The organism is Paenarthrobacter sp. OM7 (assembly GCF_029873575.1).
GTDB lineage: Bacteria > Actinomycetota > Actinomycetes > Actinomycetales > Micrococcaceae > Arthrobacter.
Genome location: NZ_CP123579.1, coordinates 143,783 through 156,352, shown reverse-complemented (window position 1 = coordinate 156,352; position 12,570 = coordinate 143,783). Strand labels below are relative to the sequence as shown.

12 protein-coding genes are annotated in these 12,570 nt (G+C 63.7%); 5 read left to right on the top strand and 7 right to left on the bottom strand.

Annotated elements, in window-relative coordinates:
* Positions 1 to 29: 29 nt before the first annotated feature.
* Positions 30 to 1,529 (top strand): peptide MFS transporter, encoded by a 1,500-nt coding sequence (locus QEH68_RS00780; RefSeq protein WP_207595697.1) that lies wholly within the window; start codon positions 30 to 32, stop codon positions 1,527 to 1,529.
* Positions 1,530 to 1,622: 93 nt separating this feature from the next.
* On the opposite strand, the gene QEH68_RS00775 is transcribed toward QEH68_RS00780, so the two are convergent.
* Positions 1,623 to 2,330 (bottom strand): DUF4190 domain-containing protein, encoded by a 708-nt coding sequence (locus tag QEH68_RS00775; protein WP_280625641.1) that lies wholly within the window; start codon positions 2,328 to 2,330, stop codon positions 1,623 to 1,625.
* 217 nt (positions 2,331 to 2,547) lie between these two features.
* Between QEH68_RS00775 and QEH68_RS00770 the strand changes: the two genes are divergently transcribed.
* A complete protein-coding gene (locus QEH68_RS00770) occupies positions 2,548 to 3,303 on the top strand; it encodes a glucose 1-dehydrogenase (protein WP_207595695.1) in 756 nt (251 codons plus the stop codon).
* A 201-nt stretch (positions 3,304 to 3,504) separates the two neighbouring features.
* Positions 3,505 to 5,166, top strand: coding sequence for a phosphoglucomutase (alpha-D-glucose-1,6-bisphosphate-dependent) (pgm, locus tag QEH68_RS00765; RefSeq protein WP_242703470.1), 1,662 nt, complete (start codon positions 3,505 to 3,507; stop codon positions 5,164 to 5,166).
* Between the two features lie 102 nt (positions 5,167 to 5,268).
* Here the strand turns inward: pgm and QEH68_RS00760 are convergent, their stop codons facing one another.
* Positions 5,269 to 5,769, bottom strand: coding sequence for a 2'-5' RNA ligase family protein (locus tag QEH68_RS00760; RefSeq protein ID WP_207595693.1), 501 nt, complete (start codon positions 5,767 to 5,769; stop codon positions 5,269 to 5,271).
* Between the two features lie 437 nt (positions 5,770 to 6,206).
* Positions 6,207 to 6,812: a malonic semialdehyde reductase gene (locus QEH68_RS00755; RefSeq protein ID WP_189018464.1), complete on the bottom strand. Its 606-nt coding sequence runs from the start codon at positions 6,810 to 6,812 to the stop codon at positions 6,207 to 6,209.
* A gap of 255 nt (positions 6,813 to 7,067) precedes the next feature.
* On the opposite strand from QEH68_RS00755, the gene QEH68_RS00750 reads away from it, so the two are divergent.
* Together QEH68_RS00750 and QEH68_RS00745 are read left to right on the top strand one after the other, a co-directional pair.
* The gene (locus tag QEH68_RS00750; RefSeq protein ID WP_280625631.1) at positions 7,068 to 8,423 is read left to right on the top strand and encodes a solute carrier family 23 protein; all 1,356 of its coding nucleotides are present in this window, start codon (positions 7,068 to 7,070) and stop codon (positions 8,421 to 8,423) included.
* Positions 8,424 to 8,443: 20 nt separating this feature from the next.
* Positions 8,444 to 8,986 (top strand): hypothetical protein, encoded by a 543-nt coding sequence (locus QEH68_RS00745; protein ID WP_280625629.1) that lies wholly within the window; start codon positions 8,444 to 8,446, stop codon positions 8,984 to 8,986.
* A gap of 140 nt (positions 8,987 to 9,126) precedes the next feature.
* Here QEH68_RS00745 and QEH68_RS00740 read toward each other — a convergent pair whose 3' ends face one another.
* From QEH68_RS00740 to QEH68_RS00725, 4 genes are read right to left on the bottom strand one after another with little or no spacing between them, the layout of a single operon-like run.
* Positions 9,127 to 9,948 (bottom strand): ATP-binding cassette domain-containing protein, encoded by an 822-nt coding sequence (locus QEH68_RS00740; RefSeq protein WP_280625627.1) that lies wholly within the window; start codon positions 9,946 to 9,948, stop codon positions 9,127 to 9,129.
* On the bottom strand, positions 9,945 to 10,754 hold the full coding sequence (locus QEH68_RS00735) for an ABC transporter ATP-binding protein (RefSeq protein WP_280625624.1): 810 nt from the start codon (positions 10,752 to 10,754) through the stop codon (positions 9,945 to 9,947). Before QEH68_RS00735 ends, QEH68_RS00740 begins: the two co-directional genes overlap by 4 nt.
* A 4-nt stretch (positions 10,755 to 10,758) precedes the next feature.
* A complete protein-coding gene (locus QEH68_RS00730) occupies positions 10,759 to 11,622 on the bottom strand; it encodes an ABC transporter permease (RefSeq protein WP_207595687.1) in 864 nt (287 codons plus the stop codon).
* Entirely contained in the window at positions 11,619 to 12,569 is a 951-nt protein-coding gene (locus QEH68_RS00725) for an ABC transporter permease (RefSeq protein ID WP_280625602.1), read from the bottom strand. Before QEH68_RS00725 ends, QEH68_RS00730 begins: the two co-directional genes overlap by 4 nt.
* Between the last annotated feature and the right edge of the window lies 1 nt (position 12,570).

Sequence of the window (12,570 nt, the reverse complement as noted above, 5' to 3'; positions counted from 1 at the left end):
GGTTGCCCCGGGCATTCATCGATGTGACAATGCCCGCAGTCAGTGCCAGCATTAAGAAAATGAGCACACCTCAAACCACGGCTGAGTCCGCAAAGCCAGCGGGCGATACGTCATTCTTCGGCCACCCAAAGATGTTGGCCAGCCTCTTCTCCGTGGAAATGTGGGAGCGATTCTCCTTCTACGGCATGCAGGGAATCCTGCTCTACTACATGTACTTCACCGCCGAGCAGGGCGGTCTCTCCATTGACCAGAGCCTCGCCGCTGGTTTGGTGGGCGCGTACGGTGGCGGCGTTTACCTGTCGACGATTCTCGGTGCCTGGCTCGCCGACCGTCTCTTCGGCTCAGAAAAAGTCCTATTCGGCTCAGCCATCATGATCATGGCCGGCCACATCGCGCTGGCCCTGCTTCCCGGCATTCCGGGCTTGATCGCGGGCCTGGTGCTGGTGGGCATCGGCTCCGGTGGCCTGAAAGCCAACGCCACGGCGCTGGTCGGCAGCCTTTACGGCGAGAAGGATGAGCGCCGCGACGCCGGCTTCTCCATCTTCTACATGGGCATCAACATCGGTGGGCTCATCGGCCCGTTGGTCACCGGCTGGCTCCAGACGAGCTACGGTTTCCACATCGGCTTCGGCGCCGCGGCCGTGGGCATGGCGATCGGCCTGGTCATCTACTCGCTGGGCCGCAAGAGGCTCCCCGAGGAAGCACACCGCGTCCCCAACCCCCTGCCGGCGAAGGACCGCACCAAGTACGGCCTGATCTTCCTAGCCATCCTGATCGTCATTGGCGTGTTGCTCGGTACAGGGATCGTCAACGCCAACAACCTGGCCCGGAGCATGGCCTACGCTGCCATCGGCGCCGCAGTGGTCTACCTGTTCCTGATCTTCCGCAGCCCGCTGGTCACTGGCGTGGAGCGCAAGCGCGTGGTCGCTTTCATCCCCTTGTTCATCGCTTCAGCCGGGTTCTGGGCACTGTTCCAGCAGCAGTTCACGTTCATCGCCGTGTACTCCCAGGAAAAGCTGGACCGCAACCTGTTCGGCTGGGAAATGCCTGCCGCATGGGTCCAGTCCATCAACCCGGTGTTCATCATCATCTTCGCCGGCGTCATGGCTGCCCTTTGGACCAAGCTGGGCTCCAAGCAGCCGAGTTCGCCGCTGAAGTTCTCCGCCGGCCTGTTCATCATGGGCCTGGCGTTCCTTGCGTTCATCCCGCTGGCCGGCGAAGGCAAGACCCCGCTGTTGGCCTTGGTGGGAATCCTGTTCATGTTCACCCTGGCGGAACTGTTCCTCTCCCCCATCGGCCTGTCTGTGAGCACCAAGCTCGCCCCGCAGGCCTTCCACACCCAGATGGTGGCGCTGTTCTTCCTGTCCGTCTCGCTCGGCACCACGCTGGCCGGAATCCTCGCCGGCCTCTACAACCCCGATGACGAGCTCCCGTACTTCCTGGGCATCGGCAGCGTGGCAGTGGTCCTGGCTGTTGGCCTGGCTGCAGCGTCGCCGGCAATCAAGAAGCTGATGGGTGGCGTTCGGTAACAGCCGTAACGGACTGACGTTAAACGACGACGACGGCCCTTGCGTTCGGTGGGTTTCCCACCTGACGCAAGGGCCGCCGTCGTACGCGTTTATTTAGTAGTTGTAGCTGCTGGTGGAAGCACCGATCGCAGCGAAGAAGATGATGCCGAAGATCACCGTCAGCGCAATGCCGATGTATCCCATCACCAGGCCGGCGATGGCCATGCCCTTGCCCGCAGGCTCGCGCTTGAGGCCGAGGTGGCCCAGGATCACGGCGGCGATCTGCGGCAGGATGAAGAATCCGAACCCAACAAAGATGGCAATACCGCAGCACATGCTGGCAATGCTCAAACCCTTGGGCTCGGCCTGCATGGCGTAGTACGCAGGCTGGCCGTACGGCGACTGCGGCTGGCCGTAAGGCTGCTGGCCATAGGGCTGCTGACCGAACGTCTGCTGCTGCTGGTACGGGCTGGGCGGCTGGCCGTACGGCGACGGCGGCTGCTGGCTGTAGTCGCCCGGCGTGTAGGAACCCGTGCTGGCGGGCGGCTGCGGCTGGGCGTAGAAGTCATTCTGGCCCTGGGCGTTATGCGTGTACGCGTCCTGCGCGTAGGAGTCCCCGTGCGCGCTCTGCTCATAGGGCGGGAGGGGCTGCGTGGCGTTGGCGCTCTCGCTTGATGCGCCCTGGTCCGGTGCGCCCTGGTGCGGTGCGCCTTGGCCCGGCGCGGTCGACTCGGGTGCGCTGAACTGTGCCGGCGGGACGTACTGCGGCGGTTCGTAGCCCGCCGGCTTGTCCTCGTTGGCCTTGGATGGTTGATCTGACATAGGAATCCCCCTGAAAGTGGTCTTTGCTCCCAACACTACCGCCGTCCGGGGCGCCGCATAAGGTAGCGCGCATTGATGGCATGGGCATAACAACCCATCCGCAAAGATTCATGCATAAGCATGGAATATTCTCGAGTCGGACTCGGTTTATAGGAGTAGCGACTTAAGCAGCGCTCACCAAGTAAATCGGCGGGATCCGTCCCGCGAAGGAGGAATCATGGGTAACTTCGAAGGCAAGACCGCGCTCGTCACCGGCGGCGGCTCAGGGCTTGGGGAAGCGATCAGCAAGGACCTCGCAAAGAACGGCGTCAAGGTAGTAGTTACTGACGTCAACCTCGACGCCGCCACACGCGTGGCCAACCAGATCACGGCCGACGGCGGCACTGCAGTTCCGTTCCAGGCCAACACTGCCGTGGCCGAGGACAGCAAGAAGGCGGTCGACTTTGCCGTGGAGACGTACGGCGCCCTCAACTACGCCGTGAACAACGCGGGCATCGGCGGGGCAAGCGCTCCGGTGGGCGACGTCGATATCGAGGATTGGGACCGGGTCATCGCCATCAACCTGAGCGGCGTCCTGTACGGCATGCGTTACCAGATCCCGGCCATCCTGGCCGCTGGCGCTTCCGAAGGCGCCATTGTGAACATGGCCTCGATCCATGGCGCCGTCGCTGCCCCCGGCAACGCCGCCTACACCGCTGCCAAGCACGCCGTGGTGGGCTTGACCAAGAACGCTGCTGCCGAATACGGCGCGCAGGGTCTCCGCGTCAACGCAATCGGCCCTGGCTACATCGACACTCCCTTGCTGGCCGCCGCCCCGAAGGAAGTCATCAACGGGCTTGAGGCCAAACACCCGCTGGGTCGTTTGGGTAAGGCCGATGAGATCGCGAACGTCACCACGTTCCTCCTCTCCGACAAGGCCAGCTTCATGACCGGCTCCTACGTGCTGGTCGATGGCGGTTACACGGCCGTCTAGCACTGGTTTTGGACCGCTCCGGCCCGGTTTCACCAACCGGGCCGGAGCATTTTTCTGCCATACCACCCGCCGCTGAACGAACGCTTAATCTTCGCGTCGCTGGGCTTCGGTCGCGGCAAGTTTGGTGCCTTTCGGCGTCACAGGGCGCTCAACACGGTCATTTCCTGTCAGCAGCCGCGAGGGTCTGGCATGCTGGACCCCATGGCTAGCCGAGCGGGCACAGTTGCCCTTCCCCAGGACCTTGTTGACATCACAGCCCTGCTGGACGCGTATTTCGACGTAGCTCCGGACTTGGGTGATCCCGCGCAGCGTGTGGCGTTTGGAACGTCGGGACACCGCGGATCCAGCTTGAAGGCATCCTTCAACGAGCCGCACATCCTCGCGATCACGCAGGCAATCGTTGAATACCGTGGACGCCAGGGCATCACCGGCCCGCTGTTCATTGGTCGTGACACCCACGCCCTCAGCGAGCCGGCGCAGAACTCCGCCTTGGAGGTGCTCGCCGCCAACGGCGTGACCGTCCTGGTGGACGCCCGCCACGGCTACACTCCCACCCCGGCTTTGAGCCACGCGATCCTCAAGTACAACCGCGAAGCGGCGCCAGGCACCCCCCAGGCCGACGGCATCGTGGTCACTCCCAGCCACAACCCTCCCGGCGACGGCGGCTTCAAATACAACCCTCCCCACGGCGGCCCTGCTGACACGGATGCCACCGGATGGATCGCCGACCGCGCCAACCAGCTTCTGGAAAATGGCCTCCGTGGGGTCAAGCGCATCCCGTTGAACGATGCCCTGAGTGCTGACACCACCGGCAAGTTCGACTTCCTCAGCAGCTACGTGGACGATCTCCCCTCGGTGCTGAACCTCGACGCCATCCGCAACGCCGGTGTCCGCATCGGAGCCGACCCCATGGGCGGCGCCTCCGTGGACTACTGGGGCGAGATCGGCGAGCGCCATCAGCTCAACCTCACCGTTGTGAACCCCACAGTCGATCCACAGTGGGCGTTCATGACCCTCGACTGGGACGAGAAGATCCGCATGGATTGCTCGTCGCCGTCGGCCATGGCATCCCTGATCAAGCGGATGGCCGTTGGTGCTGATGGCACCGCCGCTTATGACGTCGCCACAGGTAACGACGCCGACGCCGACCGCCACGGAATCGTGACACCGGACGGTGGCTTGATGAACCCGAACCACTATCTGGCTGTCGCCATCGACTACCTGTACCGGAACCGCAGCGGCTGGAACCCGGAATCCGTGGTGGGCAAGACGCTGGTTTCCTCCTCGATCATCGACCGCGTTGCCGGTGGACTGGGCCGCAAGCTGGTTGAGGTTCCCGTGGGCTTCAAGTGGTTTGTTCCGGGCCTGCTGTCCGGCGAAGGCGCCTTCGGTGGCGAGGAATCCGCCGGCGCTTCCTTCAACAAGCTCGACGGCAGCGTCTGGACCACGGACAAGGACGGCATCCTGCTGGCCCTCCTGGCCTCGGAGATCACCGCCGTCACGGGGTCCTCTCCTTCACAGCTGTACAAGGGACTGACGGACCAGTTCGGAGCACCCGTTTACGCCCGCATCGACGCCGCCGCCACGCGCGAGCAGAAGTCCAAGCTGGGCAAGCTCTCCGCCGCTGATGTCACCGCCACGTCCCTTGCAGGCGAGGACATTACGGCCAAGCTCACCGAGGCACCCGGCAACGGCGCTTCGATCGGCGGCCTGAAAGTGGTCACCGAGAACGCCTGGTTCGCGGCCCGCCCCTCCGGTACCGAGGACGTTTACAAGATCTACGCCGAGTCCTTCAAGGGCGCGGACCACTTGAAGCAGGTGCAGGAAGAGGCCAAGGCGCTGGTGGACGGGGTTATCGCCTAGTTCCGCCTAGCCTGCGACGCCGGCGACGCGCATATCTGCTGGCGCCACCGAAACGGGCTGAGGACACCTGGATTCGAGTGTCCTCAGCCCGTTTCCGCGTCTTCAATCGCCTTCCGCGTCCTGCGTCCAGAGCCTGAGGACTCGGCGGATGGTGTGGTCACCTTCGGGCGCCATGTCCACCAGCGCTACGTGGTCAAGCACGACGACGTCTCCGGACTTGGGGCGCTTGCCGTCGTGGTGCGAGATGTGCGGCCTGTAGTGGTCCAGGATGTAGTTGGGGGTGGCGATGCGCCCGCCTGCTGCCTTTGCTGCCTCGACAATCTCTTCGTGCAGCCCCTGAAGCAGCGGGTTGTGCTCGATGAGACTGACCGGGATGGACCCCATATGCCCGAAACCCGCCTCTCCGCCCACCCGCAGCTGCGCACCCAGCGCTCCCTTGACGGGTGCTTCGGCCAAGTCCGCCAACACACCGGCGACGTCGGCACTCACGTCAGTCCCGACGTCGAACCTTAACAGCGTGATGTGCAGCGGCCAGTCGCTGCGCGGAAAAACCAGCCCCGGAGATACGGGCTCCGTGAACGCCACCCAAATGAGGTTCCGCATAGGCATTAGTTTGCCACCCGCCGGCCAACCATCTCTCACAACCCTCGGGCTTCCGGCCAACCCTCTCTCACAACCCTCGGACTTCCCGGCCAACCCTCTCTCACATCCCTCGGGCTTCCGGCCAACCATCTCTCACATCCCTAGAGTCGAGGGAAGGACATGCAACGCTGGGGGAATATGAGGCTAGAGGCTTGGCACGTCATGGTTTTACTCATACTGCTGCTTGTGGCCGCCGTAGTGATCGTGGCGGTGACCCTACTCGTCCGCTGCGTCATCAGAGCGGCAGATCATCGGGATCGGGGAAATCGACCCGAGCGGGAGTGAGAGAGCGTTGGCTGCAAGCCCGAGGGACCTGAAAGAGCGTCGGCCTCAAGCCGCCGGCAATGCAAAACGCCCGCCCACATTCCTGTGAGCGGGCGTTTTTGCGATGTGAGGTCTTAGACAGTGCGAACAACGTCGTCGTATGCGAACTTCGGCTTGGCTTCGCCCCAGGCGTCGGGGCCGGGCTGGCCGATGTTGACCACGAGGAAGCTCTTCTGGTCGCCGGCCGGGAAGAACTCGGCGTCGATGGCGGAGAAGTCGGCGCCGGTCATCGGGCCAGCGGCGAAACCGAGCGAGCGCACGGCCAGGATGAAGTAGCCGGCCTGCAAATGAGCGTTGTTGTTGCCCGTAGCAGCGGCGAAAGCGGGATCGGCGTCGTACATGGCCTTGGGCGCGCCGTAGGCGGGCAGGAACTTGTCCCACTGACCCTGCCAGTCGGTGTCGTAAGAGAGGATGGCGACCAGCGGGGCGGAGGCGGTCTTGGCCTTGTTGCCGTTGGAGAGGGTGTCCACCAGCTTGGCGCGGGCCTCATCCGAGCGGACGTAGGTCACGCGGAGCGGCTGGGAGTTGAAAGCGGTGGGGCCGAACTTGGTGAGCTCGTAGATGGCGCGGGCCTGCTCTTCGGTGACCTCACCGGCGAAGCTGTTGGCGGTGCGGGCTTCGGCAAAAATGGCGTCGACTGCTGCGGCGTCAATGACTGCTTCTTCGTGGGCAATCGTCATTTGGTGAACCTTTCGCTGGGCCTGACCCTGAGCCGGCCGGGCACTTCTGCTTTCCATGGTTGCAACTTCAACTTCCGTTGTCCTCTTCCCGTGACGGCCCGTGACGTTGAGCACACAGCGTGACTTCGCGTGTCGTTTCCTTGCGTTGTGAGGCCCGCTTGGCGCGTTATTCACCGCGCGAGGCGCGTAGAGCAGGCCCCGCAATGGCGGTAATGTTGCACCGAATCCCAACACTCTTCTGAGGAAGGCCCCGCCATGAGCATGCTCGGCATGAAATGGAAGCTCCACGGCAACGGCAAGTCCGTCCGGCCCGGCCACGTGGTGGCACCCGACGAGCGGCTGGCGTGGCCCCTGACCATCGGCATCGGCATGCAGCACGTGGTAGCCATGTTCGGCGCGACCTTCCTGGTCCCCATCATCACGGGCATGCCTCCGGCCACCACCCTGCTCTTCTCGGGTATCGGCACCCTGCTGTTCCTGGTGATCACCAAGGGCCGCGTGCCCAGCTACCTGGGGTCGAGCTTCGCGTTCATCGCCCCGATCATGGCGTCCCAGCAGCAGTACGGCGTGAGTGGCGCCTTGGGCGGCGTGGTGCTGGCCGGCGTCGTCCTGGCGCTTATCGGTGCGGTGGTCCAGAAGTTCGGCGCCGAGTGGATCAACCGGTTGATGCCGCCGATCGTCACCGGCGCCATCGTGGCGCTGATCGGCCTGAACCTGGCGCCGGCCGCAAAGGCGAACTTCGATCTCGCGCCGGTTACCGCACTGATCACGTTGGTCACGATCATCCTGGTTTCCGTTCTATTCCGCGGGATTCTGGGGCGCCTGAGCATCCTGGTGGGCGTTGTGGTGGGTTACCTCGTGGCGATGATGCGTGGAGAGGTGTCGTACGAAAAGATGGACGCCGCCGCATGGATTGGCCTCCCGCTGTTTCAGACGCCCGAATTCCACATCGGCGTGGTGGGTCTGTTCGTGCCGGTTGTGCTGGTGCTGGTGGCTGAGAACGTGGGGCACGTGAAGTCGGTGGCCGCGATGACAGGCCAGAACCTCGACGGCGTCTCCGGCCGCGCGCTGATGGCCGACGGCGCCGCGACGGTTCTTGCCGGGTTCGGCGGCGGTTCCGGTACCACGACATATGCGGAGAACATCGGCGTCATGGCGGCCACAAAGGTCTACTCGACGGCGGCCTACTGGGTTGCCGGTGTCTTCGCCATCCTGCTGAGCTTCTCCCCGAAATTCGGCGAGCTGATTGCGACCGTACCGCCGGGCGTCCTGGGCGGCGCCGCGACCATGCTGTACGGCATGATCGGCGTGCTCGGCGTCAAGATCTGGGTGCAGAACAAGGTCAATTTCTCCAACCCGATCAACCTGACGACGGCCGCTGTGGCTTTGATCATCGGCATTGCGGACTACACCTGGACCATTGGCGAGCTGAAGTTCACGGGCATTGCCCTTGGTTCCGCTGCTGCCCTGGTGATCTACCACGGCATGAAGGGTCTGGCTCGCTGGCGCGGGACTGTGGCCGAGCCGGAAACCGAGACGGCGGGGCTGCCGCCTGCAGTGAAGTCGGCGATGAACGCTGCTGCTAAGCGGACGGGGAAGAAGGGGAAGTAGGGGTACTGCGAGGCTAAGTCATGCGTCCCATCAATGACACTGAGCTGGAAATCCTCAACCGACTTCTTTCCATGGAGTTCGAGGGCGTAAGCGAATTTCGCAAGCAGGCAATGAACATCATCGGAGTCGAATCGGACTGCATTTGCGGCTGCCCTTCGATCGCGATCCAAGTCGATCGAACAAAGGCTCCAGGTGCACCTTGGACCCGCCTCTTGCCAGCTGAGCTGGAAGAGCTTAGCCACCCCACCGGCGTCCCGTCGTCAGTGCTCTGCCTCCTCGACCAGGACGGCTATCTGGCGAGCCTTGAATTCGTGTATTACGACGACGTGGTAACGGAGTGGCCGCCGAGCAACCGTTGCGCAGTTGTCCTTCGTGGCTCTGAACGGAACCCGAGCTCAGTGTCACTCTCGGGCGGTGCGCTTGTGAAACCCCACGATATGGAAGATCCCTGGACGTCCTTTGAAGGCGTGGACATGGGATTCCGTGCAACGACGCTAAACGGCTGGACTGAGACCTACGGCTCCAACGGGCAGTTGGTCTCGCGGGTCTTCGGTCAGACATGACGGCTACCTTGAAGCGAAAGTTCAGCTCTCATAGCAACTTCTCGACCAGCTAGCGTCATGTCAGTCCGTCTCCGGCCCCGAGCAAAACGGACAATCCGCGTCCCCGGATTCCGGACAAGAATCCGGCAAAGGCAATACCCTCACACCCCCACCTCCGCCTCGAACGCCGCCCGCCTCTGCAGCACGTCCTTCGGATCCCATCCCGGCCCCGGCATCGAGGAAATGAGCAGCTTCGTGTAGCTGTGCTCCGGCGCATTCAGCACCCGGCCCGTGGGTCCCTGCTCGAGGATCGACCCCCGGTACATAACCAGCACGTCGTCCGTGACCTCGGAAACCACGGCGAGGTCGTGGCTCACGAACAACAGCGCGATCCCGGAAGACGCCCGGATCTCGTTCAACAAGGCAAGGATCTGGGCCTGCACCGAAACATCCAGCGCGGACACAGCCTCGTCCAACACCATCACCGACGGCTCAATGGCCAAGCACCGGGCAATCGCCACGCGTTGCCGCTGACCACCGCTGAGCTGGTGCGGCTTGGAGTCACCATGCTTCGCCAGCAAGCCAACCTGATCCAACAGCGCAGCAACACGCGAAGAACCAGAAACCCCATGCAACCGCATCGCCTGATCCAAACACTGTGCAACGGTCAGCCGCCGGTCCAATGAGCCGTACGGATCCTGGAACACCATCTGGATTTCCTTGGCACGCCGCAGGCGGGCCGCGCGTCCCCGTTCCCGCGTCCCAAGCTGCCGTCCCCGCACGTGGATAGTGCCGGCGTCGGGCGTTTCAAGTCCCACCAGCATGCGGGCGATGGTGCTCTTGCCGGACCCCGACTCCCCCACCAGTCCCATGGAACCGCCCGGCGGAATGGCGAAGCTGACGTTGTTGCAGGCTACAACCTCGCCCGTCCCCACGCGGAACGCCTTCTGCAGCCCTTGAACCTCGAGGACGTTTTCGCTCATGATGCCCTGCTTTCTGAATTGGGGAGGTGGCCGATTGCGGGAACGGCCGACAACAGCCGGCGGGTGTATTCGTGTTGCGCCCCGTGGAAGAGGTCGTTGCCGCGCAGTTCCTCCACGATCCGCCCGCGGTACATTACGTACACGCGGTCGCAGTACGCGGCTGCCAGGTGGAGGTCGTGGGTGATGAGGAGAACTCCCAGGCCGCGCTGCGTCTGAAGGTCTCGCAGGATCGCCAGGACTTCGGCTTGGGTAGTCACGTCCAGCGCGCTGGTGGCCTCGTCTGCCAGCAGCAGTTTTGGCTGTCCGGTGAGCGCCGCGGCAATGACAACCCGCTGAAGCATGCCGCCGGAGAGCTCGTGCGGGTACTGGCGCATCCGCTCTTCAGGCTGCCGGATCCCCACAGCGGCAAGGAGTTCCAGCCCAGCCGCGGCAGCATCCGAACGGCTGACACCCAGCACGTGGACCAGCCGCTCAGTCAGCGAGTCGCCGATCCGCCGCACCGGGTTGAGCGCCGCCCGCGGGTCCTGATGAATCATGGCAACCTCGGAAGACCGAACCCTATGAAGATCAGAGCGGGACGCCGACAGGACTTCCGTCCCACTCACCATGATGGAACCGTCGACGCCGGCCGTTTCGGGATACAGCCTCAGCACGGCTCGCGCGGTGGTGGACTTACCGGAACCGGACTCGCCCACCAGGCCCACCACTTCCCCGGCGTCAACGGAGAGGCTCACTTGGTCCAGGATTTGGTGGCTGAGGCCATTCGTGGTGATGGTGAGGCTCAGATTGTCTATGTCGAGCAGCATTTTCCTACCTCTCAAACCGGGAGTTCAGGCGGTCGGACAGCCGCACGCCCACCACGTTGACGGCCACCACAACGGCGGCGATGGCGGCGCCGGGAACCAGCGTCGGCCAGATGTGGCCTTGGATGATGCCGGACTGGCCTTCCTGGACCATGAGTCCCCACTCGGAGCTGGGCGGTTGTGCGCCGAATCCCAGGAAGCTGAGCGTCGCGAGGCTCATGAGGCCTTCGCCGAACAGCACCACAAGATAGCCGAGGAGCGGTGGCGTCAGGTTGGGGATGATGTAGCGGACGCACAGGAAGAATCCGCCTACACCCTGCACGCGGTAGGCATCCACGTAGGGCCGGGCCATCTCGGCCAACGCCAACGACCTCGTGAACTTGGCGATCACCGGTGCGTAGGCGAGCGCCAAGGCGACAATCGCCGTCGCGGGTCCTTTGCCAAAGACGGCGATGACCAAAACCACGAACAAAAGCCCGGGGAAGGCGAACATGACATCGGTGATGCGCGCCAGGAGGACATCGATCCAGCCACCGTTCCAGGCCGCGACGGTTCCGATCGTCACCCCGAACACCGTAGCCAGCGCCAAGAGTGCAAGGGGTCCGAGCAACGATTCGCGGGCGCCGTGGATGAGCCGGGAGAACAAGTCCTGGCCAACCTGGTCAGTACCGAGCAGGTGCGCTGCACCCGGCGCCTGCCAGATCGCGGTGAAGTCCACGGCGTTGGCGGCGTACGGGGCCACCCACGGTGCAAGCAGAGCGGCAACAACCACAACGATGAGGAAGCCGAGGCTCAGAAGGTAGGCAACGTCGCGCTTCTTCCTGCCGATAACCGGGGTGGACGCCAGCGTGGACGTCGAAAGGGAGCTCATGATTTCTTGTCCTTTGCCTTGATGCGCGGATCAAGCAGCGGGTGGACCAGGTCCACCAGGGTGGTCACCACCATGTACGTGATGACCATGTAGAGGAGCACGGCCTGCACCACGGGGAAGTCGTGCGTGTTGATGGCATCCACCAGCAGCTTGCCGACGCCGCTAATGCCAAAGACACTCTCGACGACGACCGTTCCGGCCAGCATGCTGGCCACCACAAGCGCCACCATGGTGAGGATGGGTCCCCACGCATTGCGGAGAACGTGCCGACGGATCAGTTTGGCGGGCGCCAGCCCGAAGCTGCGGGCCGCCTCCACGTGGTCCATGGACATTTGCTCCACCATGGATTGGCGGGTCACCCGGCTGACAATTGCGACGGCGCCAACAGCCAGTGCCACTGCTGGCAGCGCAAGGTGGTGCAGCCGGTCCAGAAAACCTTCGCCAGCGCCCGAGACGGGAAACCATCCCAGCTGGACCGAGAAGATGGACACCAGCAGCAGGCCGATCACGAAGGACGGAACCGACGCCGCAAGGGTGGTGGCCGCGGTGATGGTGGAGTCCGTGCGCTTGCCTTGGCGCAGCGCGGACAGGATGCCCAGGCCAACACCGGCCACGATGAACAACACTGACGCCATGGCCACCAACGCGAGTGTTGCCGGAAGCCGGGTGGCCATCAGCTCAGCCACTGGCTGGTGATATTGGAACGACGTGCCGAGGTTGCCTACAAAGGCCTGGGAGGCCCAGAGCCCGTATTGAACAATGAGCGGTTGATCCAGGTTGTACTGCGCCTTCACTTCGGCAACGCGCTCAGGCGTCACGTTCTCCGGGTTGCCGATCAGGAACGTGACCGGGTCCCCTGGCGCCGCATACATCGCGGCGAAGATGACGAACGAGCTCACCACCAAGGTCAGGATCATTCCCGCGATGCGGGTTGCTGCACGGATCATG